18 protein-coding genes are annotated in these 22493 nt (G+C 63.3%); 6 read left to right on the top strand and 12 right to left on the bottom strand.

Annotated elements, in window-relative coordinates:
• Positions 1–70 precede the first annotated feature (70 nt).
• Positions 71–1552, bottom strand: a complete 1482-nt coding sequence (locus tag AR689_RS03860; protein ID WP_062067050.1) for an NAD-dependent succinate-semialdehyde dehydrogenase — start codon at positions 1550–1552, stop codon at positions 71–73.
• 159 nt (positions 1553–1711) lie between these two features.
• On the bottom strand, positions 1712–2581 hold the full coding sequence (gene rsmI, locus AR689_RS03855; RefSeq protein ID WP_197412824.1) for a 16S rRNA (cytidine(1402)-2'-O)-methyltransferase: 870 nt from the start codon (positions 2579–2581) through the stop codon (positions 1712–1714).
• A 382-nt stretch (positions 2582–2963) separates the two neighbouring features.
• Here rsmI and AR689_RS03850 point away from each other — a divergent pair, with 382 nt between their 5' ends.
• The 3 genes from AR689_RS03850 (at position 2964) to AR689_RS03840 (ending at position 7107) form a co-directional block, all read left to right on the top strand.
• On the top strand, positions 2964–4634 hold the full coding sequence (locus AR689_RS03850) for a dolichyl-phosphate-mannose--protein mannosyltransferase (RefSeq protein WP_502686009.1): 1671 nt from the start codon (positions 2964–2966) through the stop codon (positions 4632–4634).
• A 13-nt stretch (positions 4635–4647) separates the two neighbouring features.
• Positions 4648–6480: an AMP-dependent synthetase/ligase gene (locus AR689_RS03845; protein WP_062067044.1), complete on the top strand. Its 1833-nt coding sequence runs from the start codon at positions 4648–4650 to the stop codon at positions 6478–6480.
• 156 nt (positions 6481–6636) lie between these two features.
• Positions 6637–7107: a hypothetical protein gene (locus AR689_RS03840; RefSeq protein ID WP_156424525.1), complete on the top strand. Its 471-nt coding sequence runs from the start codon at positions 6637–6639 to the stop codon at positions 7105–7107.
• Positions 7108–7190: 83 nt separating this feature from the next.
• Here the strand turns inward: AR689_RS03840 and AR689_RS03835 are convergent, their stop codons facing one another.
• Both AR689_RS03835 and AR689_RS03830 read right to left on the bottom strand, forming a co-directional pair.
• Positions 7191–8360: a TIGR01906 family membrane protein gene (locus AR689_RS03835; RefSeq protein WP_082697829.1), complete on the bottom strand. Its 1170-nt coding sequence runs from the start codon at positions 8358–8360 to the stop codon at positions 7191–7193.
• Positions 8361–8499: 139 nt separating this feature from the next.
• On the bottom strand, positions 8500–9495 hold the full coding sequence (locus AR689_RS03830) for a stage II sporulation protein M (protein WP_082697779.1): 996 nt from the start codon (positions 9493–9495) through the stop codon (positions 8500–8502).
• Positions 9496–9602: 107 nt separating this feature from the next.
• On the opposite strand from AR689_RS03830, the gene AR689_RS03825 reads away from it, so the two are divergent.
• Entirely contained in the window at positions 9603–10406 is an 804-nt protein-coding gene (locus AR689_RS03825) for an RDD family protein (protein ID WP_062067035.1), read from the top strand.
• Between the two features lie 112 nt (positions 10407–10518).
• Here AR689_RS03825 and AR689_RS03820 read toward each other — a convergent pair whose 3' ends face one another.
• The 5 genes from AR689_RS03820 to AR689_RS03800 all read right to left on the bottom strand — a co-directional run bounded on the left by AR689_RS03820 (position 10519) and on the right by AR689_RS03800 (position 15164).
• Positions 10519–11340, bottom strand: coding sequence for a pentapeptide repeat-containing protein (locus tag AR689_RS03820; RefSeq protein WP_062067032.1), 822 nt, complete (start codon positions 11338–11340; stop codon positions 10519–10521).
• Positions 11341–11527: 187 nt separating this feature from the next.
• Positions 11528–12748, bottom strand: coding sequence for a L,D-transpeptidase (locus AR689_RS03815; protein ID WP_231745433.1), 1221 nt, complete (start codon positions 12746–12748; stop codon positions 11528–11530).
• A gap of 131 nt (positions 12749–12879) precedes the next feature.
• A complete protein-coding gene (ahcY, locus tag AR689_RS03810; protein ID WP_062067029.1) occupies positions 12880–14358 on the bottom strand; it encodes an adenosylhomocysteinase in 1479 nt (492 codons plus the stop codon).
• 45 nt (positions 14359–14403) lie between these two features.
• Positions 14404–14622 carry a Trm112 family protein gene (locus AR689_RS03805; protein ID WP_017198664.1) on the bottom strand — a complete coding sequence of 73 codons (219 nt, stop codon included), beginning with the start codon at positions 14620–14622 and terminating at the stop codon, positions 14404–14406.
• 143 nt (positions 14623–14765) lie between these two features.
• On the bottom strand, positions 14766–15164 hold the full coding sequence (locus AR689_RS03800) for a DUF3499 domain-containing protein (RefSeq protein ID WP_062067026.1): 399 nt from the start codon (positions 15162–15164) through the stop codon (positions 14766–14768).
• A 144-nt stretch (positions 15165–15308) separates the two neighbouring features.
• Here AR689_RS03800 and AR689_RS03795 point away from each other — a divergent pair, with 144 nt between their 5' ends.
• Positions 15309–15827, top strand: a complete 519-nt coding sequence (locus AR689_RS03795; RefSeq protein ID WP_062067023.1) for a metallopeptidase family protein — start codon at positions 15309–15311, stop codon at positions 15825–15827.
• 11 nt (positions 15828–15838) lie between these two features.
• On the opposite strand, the gene AR689_RS03790 is transcribed toward AR689_RS03795, so the two are convergent.
• Genes AR689_RS03790 through AR689_RS22605 form a run of 3 tightly spaced genes read right to left on the bottom strand, consistent with a single transcriptional unit; the run spans position 15839 to position 21421 of the window.
• Positions 15839–17506 (bottom strand): DUF5719 family protein, encoded by a 1668-nt coding sequence (locus AR689_RS03790; protein ID WP_062067020.1) that lies wholly within the window; start codon positions 17504–17506, stop codon positions 15839–15841.
• Positions 17499–20867, bottom strand: a complete 3369-nt coding sequence (locus tag AR689_RS03785) for a glycosyltransferase family 2 protein (RefSeq protein WP_062067017.1) — start codon at positions 20865–20867, stop codon at positions 17499–17501. The genes AR689_RS03790 and AR689_RS03785 overlap by 8 nt, the downstream gene beginning before the upstream one ends.
• A gap of 11 nt (positions 20868–20878) precedes the next feature.
• Positions 20879–21421: a WhiB family transcriptional regulator gene (locus AR689_RS22605; protein ID WP_082697775.1), complete on the bottom strand. Its 543-nt coding sequence runs from the start codon at positions 21419–21421 to the stop codon at positions 20879–20881.
• A gap of 376 nt (positions 21422–21797) precedes the next feature.
• On the opposite strand from AR689_RS22605, the gene AR689_RS03775 reads away from it, so the two are divergent.
• The gene (locus AR689_RS03775) at positions 21798–22493 is read left to right on the top strand and encodes a TIGR03089 family protein (RefSeq protein WP_062067015.1); all 696 of its coding nucleotides are present in this window, start codon (positions 21798–21800) and stop codon (positions 22491–22493) included.

Here is a 22493-nt window from a genome sequence, read left to right as displayed (position 1 = left end):
TTCCGGGGCCGGGCCCCTGTGTTTGTCAGCCGTTCTTGTTGCGAGAGCGGCGAACCGGATCCAGTCCTGCCTAGTCGGCGTACGGGTCCGCGATACCTACGTACTGGGTGTAGAGGTACTCTTCGATGCCTTCGGAACCGCCTTCGCGGCCCAGGCCGGACTGCTTGACGCCACCGAACGGTGCGGCGGCGTTGGAGATCACGCCGGCGTTGAGGCCGAGCATGCCCGTCTCGATCCGCTCGCTGATCCGCAGGCCACGGTTGAGGTCCTTGGTGAAGACATAGGCAACCAGGCCGTATTCGGTGTTGTTGGCCAGGCGGACGGCGTCATCTTCGGTGGAGAAGGTGATGATGGGCGCTACCGGTCCGAAGATTTCTTCCTGCAGGATGCGGGCATCGGCGGCAACGTTCTTCAGCACGGTGGGCTGGTAGAAGTAGCCGGGGCCCTCGACGGCGGCACCACCGGTGACGGCGGTGGCACCTCCTGCTACAGCTTCGGACACCAGGGCGTGAACGCCATCGCGGGCCTTGCCGTCGATCAACGGGCCCACCTTGGATTCGGGCTCGGTACCGCGGGCGGTGGTCAGGGCACCGATCTTGGCGGCGAACTTCTCCGCGAAGGAGTCCGCGATGGACTCGTGCACAATGAAGCGGTTCGCTGCGGTGCAGGCCTCGCCCATGTTGCGCATCTTCGCGGCGATGGCGCCTTCAACGGCCTTGTCCAGGTCGGCGTCTTCGAAGACCACGAACGGGGCGTTACCACCGAGCTCCATGGAGGTGCGCAGGACCTTGTCCGCGGCTTCGCGGATCAGGGCCTGGCCCACCGGGGTGGAACCGGTGAAGGAGATCTTACGGAGACGGTCATCCTTGATCAGCGGGCCCGTCACGGCGCCGGCGGTGGAGGTCTGGATGACGTTCAGGACACCTGCGGGAAGGCCGGCTTCCTGCATGACCTGGGCGAACAGCAGGCTGGTCAGCGGGGTCAGGTTGGCGGGCTTGAGGACCATGGTGCAGCCGGCAGCCACAGCGGGGGCGATCTTGCGGGTAGCCATGGCCAGCGGGAAGTTCCACGGGGTGATCAGCAGGCACGGACCCACCGGCTTCTTCTGCACCAGAAGGCGGTTCTTGCCATCCGGAGCTGCCGAGTAACGGCCGGACACGCGGACGGCTTCCTCGGAGAACCAGCGCAGGAACTCGGCACCGTAGGTGACTTCACCACGGGCTTCGGCGAGGGGCTTGCCCATTTCCAGGGTCATCAGCAGTGCGAAGTCTTCGGCACGCTCGGTGACCAGCTCGAAAGCGCGGCGCAGGATCTCGCCGCGTTCGCGCGGTGCGGTGCGGGCCCAATCGGCCTGCGCGGCAGCAGCGGCGTCGAGGGCGGCAGCGCCGTCTTCAGCACCGGCGTCGGAGATGGTGAGCAGGACCTTGCCCGTTGCCGGGTCCTCAACATCAAAGGTCTTTCCGGAACCAGCCGGACGCCACTGACCGTTGATCAGCAGGCCGGTAGGGACGGAAGCCAGCAGTTCGCTTTCGCGTTCAACCGTGACAGTCATGGCGACTCCTTCGTCTTGGGTGCATTGGAGAATTGCACCACGGGGGTTCGTTGCCGGAAGTGGCTTGAATTACTGCCACGGTACTGCCCCGCGAGAAGCAGTGTCTACGCCTTCACGCACTGCCTCACGGCCGCCGATTTGTGCAGGTGCACAGTGGGGTTACCGCGCTGCGAGCACCGCCGAGTAGAGCTCGCGCTTGCTGACCCGGGCTTCCTCGGCCACTGCCGCCACGGCCTCCTTCAGTCGGATGCCTTGGGATATGAGCTCGTTGACCGCGGCGACGTGGTCTTCAGGCTTCCCGGGTTCCTGTTCGGGTGCACCGCCCACTACCACGGCGATCTCCCCGCGGACCTCGTTGTTTTCTGCCCACTCCAGCAGTTCACGCAGGGTGCCCCGGATGACTTCTTCGTAGGTCTTGGTGAGCTCACGGCAGACCGCTACGCGGCGCTCGGCCCCGAAGCGCTCATGCAGCGCCCGCAACATCACTTCGAGCCTGTGCGGGGCCTCGAAGAAAACCATGGTGCGGCGTTCGCCGGAGAGGTCTGCCAGACGTGAATTCCGGTCCCCCGACTTTCGCGGCAGGAATCCTTCAAAGCAGAAGCGGTCGGTCGGCAGACCTGACAGCGCCAGCGCCGTCAGCACCGCGGAGGGGCCGGGAACGGCAGTAACTGTTAGTCCGGCAGCAACCGCGCCCTCCACCAGGCGGAACCCGGGGTCCGAAACCGCAGGCATTCCGGCGTCGCTGACCATCAGGATGGTTTTGCCCGCGCGGACGTGGTCCAGCAGCTCACCAGTCTTGGCTACCTCATTGTGCTCGTGGTAGCTGATGACGCGTCCGGTGACGTCGACACCGAGGGCTGTTACCAGCCGGTGCAAACGCCGGGTGTCCTCCGCGGCCACGATGTCAGAGGTGCCAAGGAGTTCGATCAGACGCGCTGAAGCGTCGCCGACGTTGCCGATGGGTGTTGCCGCAAGCACAATCCTGCCCACGCCGGGGGCCGCGCCTGAAGCAGAAGGAGCCTCTTCCAGGTCGTCGTTGAAGGGAGCTTCGTCAGGGGTGCCGCGTTGTTCGTCCACCTGTCAAGCCTAATACCGAGCAGGGTTCAAGGATGCAGCCGCGGGGTTCAGGGATACAGCAAGGATGGAAAGGTAGCATAGGCGGGTGAACCAGTCACCCGTTCCTGCCACCGCTTCCGGATCGCCGGCAGCGTCCCCAGCGAGCCCGGAACCTGGAGACACCGAGGCAGCTGAGGGCAGTGGGCAGTCGGACACAACGACACCCGCGGGCACGTCACGGGCCCGGCGAAGGGCGGCCTCCACGGGGGCCACACCACTGGATGCCGCCGATGACCGCACCGATGGATTCCTGCCCGGTCGTGAGCTGCCGGGCCGCGAGCTGCCCGGTCGTGAGCTGCCCACCGGCGGTTTGACCGGCCGGGTTTCGCCTGGCCGCGGTTTGGAAGGGCACCGTTGGATCGCACGGCCATCCGAGGCGTACACCGTCCAAGCGCTGAAGGAACGTCTGATCGGCGCAACCCAAAGCTGGCGGGACTACCCTGCGTCCTTGCGGCTGTGGTTCTGGCTGATCCCTACCCTTACGGCAATCCTGGGCGGCATTCTCCGCTTCTTCCGGCTTGATACCCCGCACAGCCTGGTTTTCGACGAAACCTACTACGTCAAGGACGCATACTCCTATGTGGTGAGCGGCTATGAACGCAGTTGGCCGGCCAACGCCAACGACTCCTTCATCGCCGGCAACCCGAATGTACTCCTCAACACTCCCGAGTACGTTGTCCACCCACCGGTGGGCAAATGGATGATCGCGTTCGGGATGTGGCTGTTCGGTGGAGACAACCCCTTCGGCTGGCGGTTCAGCGCAGCTTTGGCAGGCACGGTGACGGTCTTCCTGGTCTCGCTCATCGCACTGAAGCTGTTCCGCTCACACACCCTCGGGGCCGTTGCCGGTCTCCTGCTGGCCATTGACGGCCACCACCTGGTGCTTTCCCGGACGTCCTTGCTGGACGTGTTCCTGGCCCTGTGGATCCTGGCCGCCTTCGGCGCCTTGTTAATGGACCGCGACGACGGCCGCCGTCGTCTGGCTTCACGGCTCGCCGCGCAGGCCGCTGCGTCGCCAGGAGGCCGCCCAACACCCACCCAGCTGGTGGCCGGCCCGTGGCTTGGCATGCGGTGGTGGCGACTGGTTGCAGGTCTTTGCCTTGGCCTCGCTGTAGGGACCAAATGGTCTGCGCTGTTCTTCGTGGCTGCCTTCGGGATCATGACTGTGCTGTGGGACCTGAGCGCCCGGCGCATTGCAGGCATCCGGAGCTGGTTCAGCGCCGGCATCATCAAGGACGGCCTCCCCGCATTCGTGACCATCATTCCGCTCGCTGCCGTCACGTACGTGGCCACGTGGACAGGCTGGTTCCTCTCGAAGGACGCCTACTACCGGCAGTGGGCTGCCACCAACCCCGCCCCTGGCTGGGATTGGCTTCCCAACTCCGTACGCTCGCTGGCGCATTACCACCTTGAAGCGTACAAATTCCATCAGGGACTCAGCTCGGACCATCCGTATGAGTCCAGCCCCTGGACCTGGCTCATCATGGGCCGTCCCACTTCGTTTTTCTACCAGACCCCCAAACAGGGCACTCCCGGCTGCGTGGTTGAGACGTGTTCCTCGGCCATCCTGCCAGTGGGAAATCCGGTGGTCTGGTGGGGCGGAACCATTGCCTTGGTGATCCTGTTGTTCTGGTGGGCCGGCCGCCGCGACTGGCGCGCCGGTGCCATCCTTGCGGGTGTCGCTGCCGGATACCTTCCGTGGTTCATGTACCCGGAACGCACCATGTTCATCTTCTACGCCGTGTCCTTCGAACCGTTCCTGGTTCTCGGCCTGACATATGTGTTGGGGTTGGTGCTGGGGCGCAGCAGCGACCCCGTCTGGCGGCGACGATCCGGCCTCTACATAGTGGCCCTCATCCTGGTGTTGGCGGTGCTGGCAACGGCATTCTTCTATCCGGTGCTCACGGCGGAGGTCATCAGTTACCAGGAGTGGCGGATGAGAATGTGGATGCCGTCGTGGATCTAGGAGGAGGCAAGCAGTGAGGGAAGCAAGCACGGAACTTCTGGTCGAGGCGGACCCGAACTCCAACGTGACGGACCTCCTCCTGGAACGCTGCCACAAGGATCCGTTCGGTAATCTTTACGCGCACAAGACGGCGAACGGTTGGCTGAACGTCTCCGCTGCGAGGTTCCTTGCCGATGTCACGGCCCTGGCCAAGGGCTTGATCGCGGGCGGGCTCAGCACCGGCGATCCTGTGGCTGTTTTGTCCCACTCAAGCTTTGAATGGACGCTGGTGGACTTCGCCATCTGGATGGCCGGCGGGGTCACCGTCCCCATTTATGAGACGTCATCGGCAAGCCAGATCGAATGGATCCTTGCCGATTCGGGAGCCCGGCGCATCTTTGTGGAGGACTCCGGCAAAGCTGATCTCGTCCATGCACTGGTGGAGAACTCCGCCGTTCTGGGCGAGGACCCCGTGACCATCATCCGGATGGAGCACGACGGCGACGCACCCAACCTGACCAGCGTCTCCGCCGTCGGGATCGGCGTCATGGACAACGAACTGGAGCGCCAGCGCAGCGCAGCGAACCTGGCCAGCGTCGCCTCAATCGTCTACACCTCCGGAACAACCGGCAAGCCCAAGGGGTGCGAAATCACCCACGGCAACTTTGTCCTCGTGGCACGGAACGTCATCCCGTTCCTCCCCGAGCTCCTCATGAAGGAAGGTGCCCGGACGCTGATGTTCCTGCCCTTGGCGCACGTCCTCGCCCGGGCGGTCCAGGTTGTCTGCCTGACTGCCGGCATCACCCTGGGTCATAGCGCCGGGGCCAGTGGACTGATGGCAGACCTGGGATCTTTCAAGCCAACTTTCCTGCTCGCCGTGCCCCGGATTTTCGAGAAGGTTTACGCCGGGGCCAACCACAAAGCGGCCATGAGCGGTAAGTCCGCCCTCTTCACAGCAGCTTCGGCCACCGCCGTGCAATATTCGACGGCGGTGGACCTCGCCGCCCGTGGCGAGGGGCCAGGTCCGGGCTGGCTCCTGGGCCTGAAGCACTCCACGTTCAACAAGCTCCTCTACCCCAAGGTAAGGGAACTGTTCGGCGGCGACGTAGGCTACACAGTTTCCGGTGCCAGTCCCCTCAGCCTCCGGGATAACCACTTTTTCCACGGAGCGGGCATTCCGGTTCTTGAGGGCTATGGGTTGACGGAGACCACCGCGCCCTGCACCGTCAATACACCCAGCATGTCCAGGATCGGCACCGTGGGGATTCCCCTGCCGGGAACCACCATCAGAGTGGCCCAGGACGGGGAGGTGCTGGTCAAGGGCATTGGTGTCTTCAAGGGCTATCACAACAATGACGAGGCCACCCGGGCTGCCTTCGTTGACGGGTTCTTCCGCACCGGCGATGTGGGCGAACTCGACGCCGACGGTTTCCTCACCATCACCGGCCGCAAGAAGGACCTCCTCGTAACCGCCGGAGGCAAGAACGTGGCGCCGGCTCCCTTGGAGGAGAAGCTGCGCGAACACCCCTTGGTGGGACAGGCAGTGGTTGTGGGCGATGGCCGGCCGTTCGTCGCCGCATTGCTCGGCCTGGACCCTGAGGGGCTCACGGACTGGTGCGCCGAGAACAAGGTGGGGGTCCTCTCCCCCGAGGAAGCCGCGTCCGATGACCGGGTGAAGGCAGCCGTTCAGTCTGCAGTGGACGAGGCCAACAAGCTCGTCTCAGCTGCTGAATCCATCAAGAAGTTCGCCTTCATCACGGCCGAGCTCAGCGTCGAGTCCGGGCACCTGACGCCGTCACTGAAACTGAAGCGGGCCGCGGTGCTCAGCGACTTCTCAGCGGCAGTGGAAAAGCTGTACGAGAAGTAGCGGCTCCACCTAGGCCGCCCTAAAGCACCACCTAGCCCTATCAATTCAGCACCTAATTAGGTCCATATCGCCACCTAATTCGCTGTTCCCTTATCTAGGGGTCCGTGTGCGGCCCGTAGCGTTGCCCTCACGAACCACACGTTCAAGGGGGAACTCATGGCAACACCATCAGGCCTACCAACACCGGCGCTTTACTATTCACGTGTCCGGGCTACCTTGGTACCGCGGATTGTGGGTTATGCGATGGTTGCGCTCGGCCCTGTGCTGTTCGTTCTGGCCATCCTGAAGAACACGCCCGAGGTGCTCTTCGTACCGCTGGTCACCACCACAGCTGGTTCATTCATCGCGTTAATGACAGTCACCGTCAAGGTCGACCAGCACAACGTCATGATCGCCTTCTGCGACATCTTCAAACGGACGTTGCCCAGGGATGACATCGCAACGGTGACCACCGACAACGCGGCCGGTCCCAGCGGCTACGGATTTCGATACATGGGGCCCGGCATGGTCGCTTACCTCGTCGGCGGTCCCGAGATCAATATCGAAATGAAGAACGGCAAGACCGTCGTAGCCAGCGCTGACAAACCCGAAACCCTCATCAGGCTTCTTACCGCGTCAGCCAGCTAAAAGAGCAGAGGCGCTTTGTCCCACAAACCGCCTCTGCTGCTGTAGTACGCAAGTGCGGCCCTTCCAGCAGGACGATGCCTCGACTAGCGTGAAGCGTCTGTTGGTTCCTTGGACAGGCTGGCATCCTCAGGCGTTTCGTCCGAACCCTCTGCATCCTCGTCCGCGGCCTCCTGCTTGTCCGCAAGGCCACGACGCCGCTTGGTGGGCCACGTGAAGATGAACGTCAGCGTCGCTGCAAAGAACACCAGAGCGCCGATCACGATGCCCGCGTCAATCCAGAACTGGCCCGGGAAGAGCCGGATGAGCGTGTCTTCCAGCGAGAAGGTCCACGTTCCATTGGCAAAGAAGATCCGGTGGAACTCTGTGAAGAACTGCTGCCAGCTCAGGGCAGCCAGGACTGTGAGACCAATGATGATGACCAACGTGACGATTGAACCGGCAAACAGACCTCGCCGGATCCCGCCATTGCTTCGCTTGCGCAGATACAGGATGGCGATGATGCTGAGGATGATCAGCAGGAGACCTGCCCCAAAGGAGGACAGGATGACCAGCTTCACGTCGGCCATATGGGAGACTTCGCTGTCCGTGAAGAGCTTCTCCCCGTCCTGGTTGACCAAGCCTCCCAGATAGCGCGGACCAGCCCAGTTGCTGAGGTAGTCCACGGCGTACGAACCGTACGTCATGCGGTCATCAGTGCTGAAGCCATATCCGTCGCCGGGGAAACCCGGACGGTTGTATTCCACCCACAGGAACAGCGGACTGGTGACAGCCCGAACAGCGAGCACCAAGAGAATGACGGGGTAGAAAACAGCCAGCAGCACCTGGAAAATCCGTGGGCCGATCGGCTTCACTTTTGCTGCCTGCTCTCGTTCGGCATTTCGTCGCGCCACTTCGTCGTCCGGCGGACGAATCTGAAGAGCCGACGTCGGCAAAGGTTCCGAATAGTGCGGCGACGCCTTGGTGGTGGACGCCTCCGCAAGGGTGTCGGCGAACAACGGAGTTTCAGTGCCGGTATCAGCGGCCTCAGCAGCTTTGCGGTCAGCGCGGCTCTCCGGCTGGCCGTTGGCGGGCGTCGCAGTTGAAGGAGTCGCTGCCGATTTTGCTGCCACAGGCGTGGCTCCGGTGCTCGCTGCGGGAGTGGCCTCGGTAGAGCCACCGGACGTCTTCGGCTTCATCCAGTCGAAGGCCGGTTCGTTGGGGTCCTCATGGACGTCCGTGTCCGGTTCTTGTGGTTTTGGGCTCTTGTCGCTCACAGCGGTTTCACTTCCGTAGGCATCCACCGGCGATTGCTTGCTACCGGCTCTCTTGTCTGCATTCGAGCCTACCGCCCGGCCTCACACAGACACGCGGTGCCACCCCGGCTGCGGCCAGATTGAAACGTAACTGTAAGCTCTACGCTGCGATGCTGCGATATCCGGCGTCGTTGGCATCCATGTCTCCCGTGACGCCCGCGCGGACTGCCTTCCCGCCAAGGACCAGGGTGTACACCCAGTAGCCAGCCAAAACCAACGCGCCAATAGTGATCTTGGCCCATACCGGGAGTGGGCTCGGCGTGACAAAGCCTTCCACGATGCCCGAGACCAGCAGGACAAGGACCAACCCCATGGCAATGGTGATCAGCGAACGGCCTTCATCGGCCACAGCCTGCAGCCTCGTCCTCGGGCCCGGCCGCACCATGGCCCAGAAAATCTTGAGTCCCGCAGCACAGGCTATAAAGACGGCCGTGAGTTCCATAAGGCCGTGCGGAAGGATGTAGCTGAAGAAAATGTCCATCTTCCCGGTTGCAAGGAAGAGCCCCGCCGCGATTCCCAGCCCCTGCGCGTTCAAGAACAGGATGTAGGGCACCCAAAATCCAGTGACGCCGAAGGCGACGGCCTGGGCGGAGATCCAGGCGTTGTTTGTCCACACCGCTCCGGCGAAGGAAGCCGCAGGGTTCTCGGAATAGTAGTCAATGAAGTCTTCCTCCACGTACTGCTGCACTCTGGCGTCACTGGAGGCCACCGCCCTCAACGCCTCCGGTGAGGTGCCAATCCACAGAGCATATGCACCCGCCACCAGGACAAAGGCAACCCCGCACCACAGGGTCAACCACCTGATCCGAAAGAACGCCGCGGGAAGTGAAATGACGAAAAACCGCGCCAGATCCTCCATGAAATTCGAGCGGGCCCCGGTGAACCGCGTCCGTGCCTGGGCCAGAGCTGCAGACAAGGATGCGGACAATCCCGTCTCCGGCGCCACGGAACGGATCAGGGAAAGGTGCCCGGACACCGTCTGGTAAAGGCGCAGAAGTTCGTCCGCCTCGGCACCCGTCAACCTGCGCTTATGCGCCAGGAAATGAAGCCGGGACCATTTGTCCTCATGTACGGCCGAGAAGGCATCGATGTCCACGGCACCACCCTAGCGCCTGTCTCCACCGTGTGGTCAGCCCGCCGCCGCTAGACTCGTTGGTGCGGGCACTCAAAGCGCCCACGGAATTGGCAAAACTTGGGGGCGGCATGAGTTCAATCATCACAGGCGAGGCAGTGGTCCTCGAGCTTCGCCCCGCTTCCTTTGCAGCGCGGGCACTGGGACTCATCCTGGATGTCATCTCCCAGGTGGTCCTGGCCATACTCCTGATCCTCCTCATCAGTGCAGCCTCCCGGGACCTTGACGACGCCGCCATCCAAGCGCTGATCCTCAGCAGCGTTGTGTTCTCCGTGGTCATCGTTCCCGTCACTGTGGAGACCCTGACCCGCGGACGCTCGCTGGGAAAGCTCGCAACAGGGCTGCGCATAGTCCGCGACGACGGCGGGTCCATCCGCTTCCGGCACGCCCTCATCCGCGGGCTCCTCGGCTTCCTGGAGATCTACATGACCTTCGGCGGACTCGCAATCGGCGTGGCACTTTTCAACGACAAATCCAAGCGCCTCGGCGACATCGTTGCAGGTACCTACTCCCTCCGGCAACGCGTTCCCTCAAAACCCCGCATCATGCCCATGGCCCCGCACCACCTGCAAACATGGGTGGCCATGGCGGACATCGGCAGGGTACCGGATGCCACCGCCCGGCGAGCCGGAACTTTCGTGCAGCAGGCCTACCTCATGGCACCGGCGTCGCGCATCAATATGGCGGCCTCGCTCGCATCTGAACTCGCCCGGTACGTGGCCCCTCCCCCGCCGGCCGGCACCATCCCCGAAGACTACATCGGCGCAGTCCTCGGGGAACGGCGCAACCGCGAACTCACCCGACTGCGCCAAGCCGAACAGCGGAACGCCACCATAGGCGAGCGACTCAGGAAGTTGCCGTTCACTGAAGCCTGAAACTTGGCCCGGCGATCGGCCGATGGCCGACATCCTCTGCCTGCTCGCTCATTCTTCGCTTAGACGCAGGCTGCCGGATGCCGTCCACCAGCCGCTAACTGGGGAAGTTTTACTACCAGTGATCCGGTTTGGTGAGTTGTGGGGGTAGGAGTGTGGTGCGGTCTCCTTCGGCGGCGTTGATCTGGGGTTGGGTCAGGTAAAGCGCCTTGGAGAGATCCGCTCCGTGGAGTTGTGCTCCGCGCAGGTCAGCTCCCAGAAGGTCCACGGCGGTGAGGTCGCTGCCGCTCAGGTTTGCTCCGATCAGGTATGCGCCACGGAGATCTGATCCGCAGAGGCGCTGGTTCGCAAGGTTGGCGCCCATCAGGTCGGCACTTGGCTGGAGGCCGCCGTCGAAGGTTTGCCGGTCGTCGGCGCCGTAGGAAGCGCGGGCGTCTTCGCTGATCTCCATCAGGAGCGCCCGGACCTCTCCGTGGAGTGTTTCGACGTCGGCGGCCAGGACCGTGGACGCGTCGCCTTGGGCGGTGGCGGCTATGGCCTCGGACAGCTGCTCCGCCGCGGCCGCGAGCTCGGGATCGAAGGTCCGTTGCCTGGCATCGGCAAGGTACCAGAGCATCTCGTGGAGTTGCCTGACTATTTTGAATACGACGAACATCGAGGACTTGGAGGACGGGTCCTGTGTCCAACTGGTTCCGGCGAAGGTGTGTTGGGACACCACTTGGCCGGCGCCGAAACAATCAAAGACCGTGCATCCACGGAAGCCCCGGGGCCTGAGGCGTTGGTGGATGGTGCAGGAGAAGTCGTCCGCCATGTTCGGGCACGGCGAAGCGGCAGGCTTGTCGATCGCGAAGTCAGCGGATCGGGCGAATCCGAGCGCAGTACAGCACAGGGCAAAACAGTTGCCGCAGTCGGGGCTGAGGCTTGGTGAAATGGTCATGCGTGCTCCAGGTGAAGAGAAAGGGTCCGGGGGAAAGAGCCGGGGAACCCATGAGCGGGTTCCCTTCAGGGACACCCGTGATCACCGTGGAGGGCAGCACAAAGAGCAGGGCCGACGTGGTGTCAGCGCTGGAGAGAGGGGTCAAAGCGCGCAGGTAAGAATCACTGCAACGATCTTAACAGGAAGCCTAGCGCTGAGCGTAGCTCGCCCAGGGGATGTTCCAGTCCCCGAAGCCTTCCAGCGGTTCCACTGCCGGCGCTCCCGTGTTGAGGATCTGGACGACGTCTCCGGTCTTCATGTTGTTGAAGAACCATGCGGCATCCGCAGGGAGCAGACCCACGCAGCCGTGGGAGACATTGGCCACTCCAATGGAGCTCCAGGCTGCCTCGAGGGCTTGGTGCACATAGACACCGGACCACGTCAGTCGGTTGGCATACTCCACCACGAGAGGCGGGTAGTAACCCTTGTCTCCGGGTTTGAGCCCAATGGTGCCGGCGTTGAAGTTGGAGTGGCGTTCCTGCTCCATGATGACCGCGTACCCGGTCGGCGAAAGCCAATCTTCCCCGCCCAAGGAAACGGGGGCCGTGTGAACCAACTGGCCATCTGAGTAAACATTCATGGTCTTGGTTTTGTCATCCACTACGGCAATACGCTGCGGGCCGGTGGTAAACGTGGAAACGACATCCCCGTTGCCGATCATCTTGTTGCCAAAGTCAACGCCCAGCAGCTTCATGTCCACGGTAACGGTAGTGCCGGAAACCCAGAAGGCCTCAGGACGGATCCTGACCTTTTTGTCCGAGTACCAGTGCCACGCCACGGGTTGGCCGGACGAAACGGTGATGGCAACCCGCTTCTCCATGGCCACTTTGTCTACAACGGGCTCGCTGAAGTTGATTTCAATGGGCTGCCCGGAGCCCGCTACGGTGCCGTTGCGGGGGTAAATGGACGCGTCCGCCTCGTAGGCGGCCGAAACCGTGGTGAACGTCTGGGACTTCTTGGTCTCCTTGCCCGCGGTGTCCACTACGGTGAAGGCAAAGCTGTACTGTGTCTTGAACTTCAGGACTTCCAGCGTGGTCCAGGTGCTGCCGTCCGGGCTGGTCTGTCCCTGAACGGACTCGCCGCCGCCTACCGGCGTCAGGATGACATCCTTCAGCGTGCCGTTGACCGCCTTGATCTGGGGGCCCACTACGGGGTTCCACTCCACGGCGCCATCCAGCGGGGTGATGCCCAACTCCACGGGTTTGGCCTCCACAGTGGGAGCAGGCGAGGGCGCTACGGCCGCTCCTTGCGGAGAGCCTGCCAGCAGTCCGGGCACCGTGACCACGCCGATTCCGCCCACCACAAGTGCTGCGCAGACTCCTATGATGGCAAGGATCTTGCCCTTTTTCCGTGTGGCGACTTCCGTCATGGTTCCCGTCATCCTGTCCCCCGCAAGCATTACTGAACACCCAATTCTAGCCGAAAGGCCGGACGCGCTGGTCGCGCGTCCGGCCTTTCGCCATCGATTTGGGTAGTGCCGGCACCGGCAAACAGCGAAGCCTAGTAGCGGTAGTGCTCCGGCTTGTACGGCCCTGCAACGTCAAGATCGAGGTAATCAGCCTGATCCTTGCTCAGTTCCGTCAGCTCAACGCCCAAAGCATCCAAGTGGAGGCGCGCAACCTTCTCATCAAGGATCTTGGGGAGGACGTAGACCTGGTTCTGGTACTCGCGCTCTCCAGCGGGCTGGTCTTTCTTGGTCCAGAGTTCAATCTGCGCAATGGTCTGGTTGGCGAAGGAGTTGCTCATCACGAACGACGGGTGGCCAGTAGCGTTGCCCAGGTTGAGCAACCTGCCCTCGGACAGCACAATGATGGAACGCTCCGAATCAGTGCCTGCCTCGAACACCCACTCGTGGACCTGCGGCTTGATCTCAACCTTCTTGACGCCGGGAATCTTGGCCAGCCCGGCGATGTCGATCTCGTTGTCGAAGTGGCCGATGTTTCCCACGATTGCTTTGTTCTTCATGCCCAGCATGTGCTCGGCCATGATGACGTCCTTGTTGCCCGTGGTGGTGATGAAGATGTCACCTTGGGCGAGCACCGTCTCCAGCTTGGCCACCTGGTAGCCGTCCATCGCAGCCTGGAGCGCACAAATGGGGTCAATCTCGGTGACGATGACGCGTGAGCCCTGACCGCGCAGCGCTTCAGCGGCGCCCTTGCCGACGTCGCCGTAGCCGCACACAACCGCAACCTTGCCGCCCATGAGGACGTCCGTGGCCCTGTTGATGCCATCCGGCAGGGAGTGCCGGATGCCGTACTTGTTATCGAACTTGCTCTTGGTCACGGAGTCGTTGACGTTGATGGCCGGGAACAGCAGCTTGCCCTGCTCCGCGAGCTGGTAAAGGCGGTGCACACCGGTGGTGGTTTCCTCGGTGACACCTTCGATGCGGGCAGCCAGGCGGGTCCACTTCTGCGGATCAGCGGCAAGGGTCCTGCGCAGGAGGTCCAGGATGAGGACGTACTCTTCCGGATCTTCCCCGGTGGCGGTGGGCACGGCCCCTGCGGCTTCGAATTCGACGCCCTTGTGCAGCAGCAGCGTGGCGTCGCCGCCGTCGTCGAGAATCATGTTGGGACCCAACTCCGGGTTGGCGTCAGCGCCGGGCCAGGTGAGGATCTGCTCCGCAGTCCACCAGTACTCCTCAAGGGTTTCGCCCTTCCACGCGAACACCGGGACACCCTGCGGGTTCTCCGGGGTGCCCTTGCCGACGACGACGGCGGCAGCGGCTTCGTCCTGGGTGGAGAAGATGTTGCAGGAGGCCCAGCGAACTTCCGCGCCCAAGGCAGTGAGGGTCTCGATGAGCACGGCGGTTTGTACCGTCATGTGCAGGGACCCGGCGATCCGTGCACCCTTGAGCGGCTGCGAGGCACCGAACTCCGCGCGGAGCGACATGAGGCCCGGCATTTCGTGCTCGGCAAGACGGATCTGGTGGCGGCCGGCCTCCGCGAGAGTGATGTCAGCCACTTTGAAGTCAAAAGTCATGGAAGTCCTTAGGGGTACCGTGCGGATGTGGTGAGAGGAAGCGCGTCAGGCCTTGGAATCGTGCTGGCCCGAGGTTGCCGCGTTGGCGGCCGCCAGCAGTTCCGGTGGCAGGAGCAACGGGATGCCGTCCTCAATGGTGTAGCGGAGCTTTTCGCCGTCCGCAGCGGCATCGGTGGAAACCAACTCATCGCCCTCTTGGACCAGCGGTGAACCCGTTACGGGGCAGCGCAGGATGGACAACAGTTCAGGACTGACCTTTGGCATGAATGATGCTCCCTGGGTGGCGCCGGCATGGCGCCGCTGGCGGATATATCTGCAGATTCCAGACTACCGCGCACGGAGAATGTGTTTTGATCCCGACGACGAATTGCGTCCACTGCCCGCGAATCCGGGCGCTGAGGGGCGGGTCAGGAAGGTTCGCGGAGGATACGCAGATGCCCTCGCCGGGTGCCCTCGGTACCGGCGGGCGGCTCCATCTGCGCATGGCTTTGCCGGGCAGGAGTCTCGGTGGTGGCCGAGGCAGCCTCCCGGACGGCGTTGGCAAGTGCCAGCAAATCATCCGGGCCTGGCTCCTGCGGCGTCGTGGGCATGGCCAAACGCAGGACTTCCCAGCCCCGCGGAACCGTGAGGGACTCGGCATGCTGCGAACAAAGATCATAGGCATGTGGTTCCGCATAAGTGGCCAGAGGCCCCAGCACTGCGGTTGACTCTGCGTACACGTACGTCAAAGTGGCCACCGCGGACTGGCGGCAGGCTGATCTTGAACATTGACGAATGGCACCCACAACATCCCAGATTAGCGCCATTGGGCACGGACATTGTGCATTGATCGCCCGTGCCTCACTAACTCACCGCAGGATGGACGCTGCAACTCTTCGCAGTATCAAGCCACGCGGCGCGGTGCAGGACATGAGGTCGCGTTGGCGGGTCCTCGGGACTAAAGTCGATATATGCAGTCACAGCCACATGTTCCCGGATTCACTATCCGGTGGACTGACGCCGATGGCGATCAGGCCCAGGAACACGCCGGTTCGGAAGTGCGGGGATTCCGGCGACGCCGGCGCAACCGGCACGGACGGGGACTGCGCGGAGAACTCATGCTCCCTAATCTCCCCGGATTCCGCACCCGTGCAGAGCGCTTTGATGACATGGTGCTGGACTCCGCGGAGCGACTCCAGGACATGTGGGGCAAACAACTGGACGGCGTTCTTTTTGCAGTGGACGAAATCCCGCCCAACCTTGAGCAGCTGGTCGCCATGGGTAACGCCGCACCGTTGGGCTCCTACACCCCCGGTGGTCGCGGCGAGGCACCCATGATCACGGTGTACCGTCGGGTGGTTGCGCAAGGCGTTTCCAGCCGGGAGGAACTCCAGGACCTCGTCCACGATGTGGTGGTGGAGTACACGGCCGAGATGCTCGGTGTGCCTCCTGAGACGCTTGACCCGGTTTACCGGCGTCGATACCAATAAATCTGCATCGGCTAGTAACCCACCGAGACAGGGACCTTCTGCAGTCCTGCGGCCGCATCCTGAATTGCCACCACGGAAACGTCTGTGCGCCCCTGCTTGGCCAGTACCAGCGCGCCGTACACGGGGTCACCCGAAGCAGAAACCACGTAGCCCGCCACCACCGAACCGCCGGACTTCTCCGGTAGCTCAATCATGGAGGTGGTCCCTCCGGACATGTCAACGTCAACGGCCTTGCCCACTTTTCCGTCGGCAGTCACGGGAGCGTAGCTGACCGTGCCCCGGCCCTCAGGGACGCCAAGGCTCAAAAACCTCTGGCCCTCCCGGGGTACGGCCACCAAGTGCTGGCTACCGAGACGGGCCGACGACGGCGACCACGCAAAATCCGTTGCATCTTCCGCTTTGGCACCGCGGGTTACCCTCGCCGATGCCAGGAAGGAAACATCCGAGCTGGCCCTGACGGTATAGCTGCCGGCCGGAACGCCATCGAGGTTAAGGGTTGCCACGGTCCCGCCTTTGACCGTCAGCACTCCCCCGTTGGGAATCTTGCGCTCCCCGTTGGCGCCATAAAGGCTGACTTGCACCACGGCGTCAGTGGAACCTGGGACGGCGATCTGAAGGGCCGGGACGGCATCCGCGAAACCTGGCGTGGCGGCCAGGGCTTTGACGCCCGCCGGATCCTGAATGTCGACGCCGGACATCACCTGCAGGTTCGATGGCCCCGCGCCTGGCGAGAGGTACTCGACGCCGCCTGCAGCGATTCCACGCAACACACTCTGCTGGATGGTGGCCGCAACGGGGCCACCTGTACTGCGCACGTGCACCGCAAGTTGGGATTCGCCTGGCGCGAGTCCGGCCAAGTTCACCGAGCGGGTAGTGCCCGGAGGAACCAAAAGACCACGAGCCCCCGGCGCCTGGATCTGACCGTCGTATCCGTACAATTCGAGGTTGACCGTGGCTGGGGTCTCGGAGGCATTGCTCACGTTCAGAACAGCAGTTCGGCCCACGGCGGTGTTTGCGCCCAACAGCCAAGCGTCATTTCCCGGTGGCTGGCATTGGGTGGACGCCAGGCCCCGGAGATCGCCGTCCGTGGCGGAGTAGCTCAGGTTGCCGGCCAAGGACGCTTGCTCGTTTCCAACGGCCTCAGCACCCACCACAGTGGGCGAAGTCACGGGGCTGATGGATGCGACGCCGGCTGCTAGTACCGGCGGACCAACGGTGGGCGTCGGTGAACTGGTGGGGGAATCTGCGATCTTGGCCACCGCACCACCACCAAGAGATGCCACGCTGCTCCCCGGCACCGTTCCAGCCGGGTTGCTCAGCACCACAGCATTCAGTGCACTGGTAGCCGTGGTGGACACCGGACTGAAGTCTGCATCCGTACCCACGACGGTTCCGTTCACAAGCCTCGCGGGTTCTGGACAAATACCCAAGGCACGGCCGGCAGGTACGTCGGCTTCGCGGACGTCCATGGTGGTCCCTCCGGAAGGTTGGGGCACCATTGACGTCGCCGCCACTGCGCCTCCGCCTGCCGCGAGGATAACCACCGCAGAGAGGACGCCGGTGATGACTCCCTTATTGGAGCTGCGGCTGCTCGAGCTGCGGCTGCCGGAACTCCGGGGCTTCTTGGGCTCGGGGGCGCCAGTGCTTTCGCCGGACTCGTTCTTTTGGTCCTCAGACACTGCTGTACTCCTTACGGAGGGAGACTTCGTCCCTCGACATGCCGGTTCGGCTGCGGCGAGCGGGCATCGGCACGGCCAACAGGACCGTCAAACCAATCACCACTGCCTGCAATATTCCGAACCACAGGGCCCAGGGGTTGGTGTAGCGGATTTCAAGGTCACCCCCGCCGGCCGGCAGCTTGAAGGCCTGCGACCAGCCGGATGTTGTGGACTCCAGTTGGCGGCCATCCAACCAGGCAGTCCACCCGGGATCAGAGCGCTCGGCGAGGACAATCTTTCGGCCCTCATCCCCCGCTGCCACAGTGGCGTCCACGGACACTTCCTCGGACGGCAGCGTACTCAGAAGGTTGCCTTGGGAGTCCAGGATGCGAACCCGGTGCGCGGTGTCGGCGGCCGTAGCGGCCTCCTGGTTCCGAGGCGTCACCCGCCACAGCCACCCGGCGTCGGTCTGGCCTACAGCCACAAGTCCAGGGACGGCGTCCATCCTGCTGGCCGTCAGTTGGGCGGCGTTGTCTTCTGCCTTCAGGACGATGAATCCGGCACCAAGCTGTTCAAGATCCGGGCGGGGGTCCACGCCCGTACCCGCCACGATGGTGGCGACGGCCCGGCGCAGGGACGCCGTGGCAGCATCATCGTCAGCGATTTCCTCACGTCCCGGTGCACCGATGATGGTCCGTGCAGAGGCAATGGTTGACAAGCTGTCCAACGTGGTACCGGCTCCGCGCATCAGTGAGGAGGAGAAGGCGCCCTCCTCACCGCTGGTGATCACCAGTGTTCGCGTACGCTCGGGTCCCTGTCCGCGATCCACGGCAGTAGCAGGCAACGTTCCCGTTTCCACCGGCCATATGTGGCGGCGGGCGCCAAGGGAGGCCGCCTGTTCGGCAGTCCGGGACGCAGCACTTGATCCGGCAGTGGGCGTGGTCTGGAGGACATTTTGGGCAGCCCAGGCAGCCATGCCTGCAAGGGGGCCCGCAACCAGGAGCGCCATGGCAACGGTCGAGGCAACGCGACTGAGCGGGAGCGGACGCCGGGAACCCTTCGGTGTCTTTCGAGGCGCAGCGAAGAGCTTCTCAGCACCAAGGACGGCAGCACCCAGAAGCAGCATGCCAGACGCCGAGACCGCAGGGCCGGTAAACGGGCCTACGATCACGTTGTTGTTGACTCCGGTGGCCACATGGCCCACCAGCCAACCGCTCGCAAGCGTAGCCAAAGCAACCAACCAGAACACCCGGGCCAGCGCAGCGCGTTTTCCGGGCAGGAACAACGCGGCAACAGCGAGGACCAGGACTGGTGCGATGACCAGCAGGGCCAGCAGCAGAGCCCATGGCACAGGGCCAGCGCCGAAGACCGCCAACCCGGTTACACCGCCGTCGACATTAAAAGCCAACGGTTGGCCGAGCAGCTGCTGCCATAGCGGAGCTGCGTCGAACGTCAGTGGCAATCCGGGATCGGCGAGCAAGGAGCGCGGCCTGTCCAGCACGGATATTCCATAGGGCAGGAACAAAGCGACCGTTGGCAGGAGCGACCACCACAGTGTTTTGCCCCGTTGCCCGAGGACCACCGCGGCCAGGACCACCGCTACAACCACCGGCCCCAACAACGACGGCGCAGAGGCGGTCACCACGGCCATCGCCAGACCTGCGGCGGCTGCGGCGGTCCACGATGGTGTCCCGTTGATGCCGGGCTTTCCGAGGATCAGGGCAGGACGACGGCTGAGCTGCCTGCCCGCTAACGCCGGGCCTTGGGCTACGGCGGATCCTGAGGCGCGCAATAGGGCGAGGAGCAAAAGTGGCATCATGACGTGGGCCACCAAGGCGCCTGCACGGCCCTCGTTGATCGCGATCAGGAGCGCAGGAGCAGCGGACCAAGCCAAAGCGGCCGCAAACCGGAAACGGCGTTTGGTTGTCAGCGCGCCTGATGCGAACCACGCACCCAGCGCGGACAACGGCATGGCAAGGATCAGCAGCCACACCATCGCAGCGTTGGCGTCGCCGCCCCCAAAGAGCGAGAGCAGCCACAGCACATAGCCGAACGGATCGCCGTGTCCGGGCAGACCAACGCCCAGGGAGATCCACCACGTGGACGCATTGGCCCAAATATCACCTGGCGAGGCTGACAGCGGAAGGAGCCCGCCACCGGCAACCGTGCCTGAGCGGAGCAGTCCCAGCAGCCCTACGAGTGCTGCGGCGAGGGCCACCAGCGCAGCTGCCACCGCGCCCGTACCCACCCAGCCGCGTTCATTGGTGGCTAGTGCGGCGAAGTCATCGGCAGCATCCCCGCTGGGTTCCGGGGCAAGAAGATCGGAGAAGCCAGCAGTGTCGTCGGCGGGGCGGATTGCTTCCAGCAAGGAGCGCCTGTTGGCACGTACCTCCCGCGTAGGCGTCTGCAGTCCACGAACCACTGAGCGGTGCACGCGGCGGGTCCTGGCCGCAACGCGGCGGCCCTTGGCGATGGCAACGGGCCGGACAAGGGCAGCGATAGTGGCCGAGAACTGTGAAAGGCCATATCCCGGTTCTTTGACCAGAATGCTCAGCACGAGGCGGAGCACGGCGCCGAACAAGGCGCCCACCGCCTGGAAGGGTACATTCCACCAGGGGGTGTTCTTGAGCCGCAGGTGGATTTGGGCTTTTCGTGCCGCGGACGAAGTGCCCAGACCATGCGGGCGGTGTTCCACATGGAACATCCGGGCACTGGGGACGATGACCACGCGATTGCCCGCGAGCCAGTTGCGCCAGCAGAAATCGACGTCATCGCCACTGCCCGGAAGTGCGGGGTCAAAACCCTGCAGGAGTTCCCAGACATCGCGGCGGATCAGCATGCCCGCGGAGTTCACGGCAAAGGTGTCGGTCCGGGCATCGTATTGCCCTTGATCCACTTCATCAGCGTCGATCAGCGTCAGGCGTTCAGCCCAGCGGCTCGTCGAGAGCCCAACATCCACCAGGTGCCGCTTGTTGTCCCAACCAAGCTGCTTGCAGCCCGCCACCGTTACAGAGGGCGCGCGTTCAACCGCATGGAGAAGTTCTGCCAACGCATCAGGCGCCGGCGCGGCGTCGTCATGCAAAAGCCAGATCCATTCGACAGAAGTGATCTTCGCGCTGCTGTCAGCTGCTGCACCTCCTGTGGGAGCGAGCGCCTCCAGGCCTGCGTGGACGGCTGCCCCGAAGCCCGTCTTTGCATGGTGGAACGAGGTCACATTGTTCTGGCCGAGGGCCTCGCTGAGCAATGCAAGCGAGTTGTCTGTGGAGCCTGTATCAACGCCAATGGCGGCATCTGCCGAACGCGTCTGGTCCGACAATGCCGCCAATGTTCTGGGCAAATAGTTGCCGCCGTCGTGAGAAACCACGACGGCGGTAACATGCACTTCCTTGAGAATTAGACCGCTCGCTTCCTTAGCCGACGACGCTCCCGCTCGGAGAGTCCGCCCCAAATACCGAACCGCTCATCATTGGCGAGAGCATATTCCAAGCACTGCGAGCGGACGTTGCACGCTCCGCAGACCTTCTTGGCATCCCTCGTAGACCCACCCTTTTCAGGGAAGAAGGCTTCAGGATCGGTCTGTGCGCACAGCGCGTCAGTCTGCCAGCCAAGTTCGCCTTCGTCATCGAAGTCTCCCTGGGGAAGGCCGATCCATACCGGTTGCCCCGGTGCTTCGAGGGGGCGACGCAGCTCCATGGGAGGGTCGTCCAAATCTTCGTCCGGCCCAGCGGGCAGGTCACCAATCAGTGCCTCATGTGCGGCGAGGAGGGCGGTAGCCTGATCCTCCAAAGACTGCTGCACATTCTGGTTGTATCGGTCTGCCGCTTCCGGGTCCGCCGGGTCAACGTACCAATCCCCCGGTACTTCCCGCGAACGGTATTTCACCGACGCATGTTCTGCGACGACTGCATCTTCCTGGATACGCAACGCTTGCCCCATGGCGTCCCTCCTGATTTTGCAGCTGCTGCTTGGATGTGTTTCCGATTCCCGGTGACGTTCCGGTTATCTGTGCAGCGGCGTTGATTACTAATTACACGCGTGTAACTACCCGGCAGTCAAGCCGCGACGGGATAATAATCAAGAATCTGTAGAAACGTGGGATGCGCCACGCCCAACTTTTTTGCCGCGCCGCCGCGTGTCCCCGCGGGAAATGGAAGCCGCGGATCGCTTCAGGTTAACTTTCATTGAATTTCCGCGGAAAATTACCGCCACGCCCCCGGCACCCCAACGACTGGAGATATTGGGGTGTGTCGCATTTCACAATCACTGCCCAAAGCCCAAGGACGCCGCGGAACCAGCGTGGCAAGATGGACGCATGAGCATCCCGGCAGCGAACCTGATGACAGCCCTTCGATCCGGTCATTCAACGTCACCTCGACTCACCTGGTATGGCCCCGACTCCGAGCGGGTGGAGCTTTCAGGCCGCGTGCTGGACAACTGGGTAGCCAAGACAAGCAACCTGCTGCAGGACGAACTCGACGCCGAACCCGGGATGTCCATCCGGTTGGACCTTCCGGCGCACTGGAAGTCCTTCGTCTGGGCCTTGGCTGCATGGCAACTGGGCATGGAGGTGGTTTTCGACGCCACCTCCGCGAATCTTCTGGCAACAGACAAGCCCGACGACGGCGCGGGGGCCGGCTTCGATGCGGTGGTCGCCGTGCCGCTCGCCGCACTTGCGATGCGATGGCCGGGAGAGCTGCCATCCGGCGTCGTGGACTACGCGGCTGAAGTCCGTTCGCACGGCGACGTCTTTATGGCCCACAACGAACCCGGGGCGGGCTTGCCCGCCGTCCGTGGAACCGCGGCACTCCCCCACGGAGAACTCATTGACGTTTTTGCAGCCGCTCAGGAGCCAAGCGTCCGCCTGCTGGTTCGCGCGGCCGACGGCTTGGAGCAGTGCCTCGCAGCCTCTTTGGGTGCCTGGAAAGAGGACGGCTCCGTAGTCTTGGTACATCCGGAGCTGGACGTGACCGAGCACCTGCTCGAGAACGAGCGCGTCAGCCGTCCCTAA

It is taken from the genome of Arthrobacter sp. EpRS71, assembly GCF_001512285.1.
In the GTDB taxonomy this organism is placed as follows: Bacteria; Actinomycetota; Actinomycetes; order Actinomycetales; family Micrococcaceae; genus Arthrobacter.
Note: the sequence above shows the minus strand (reverse complement) of the source record. Positions and strands in the feature narration are given on the sequence as shown.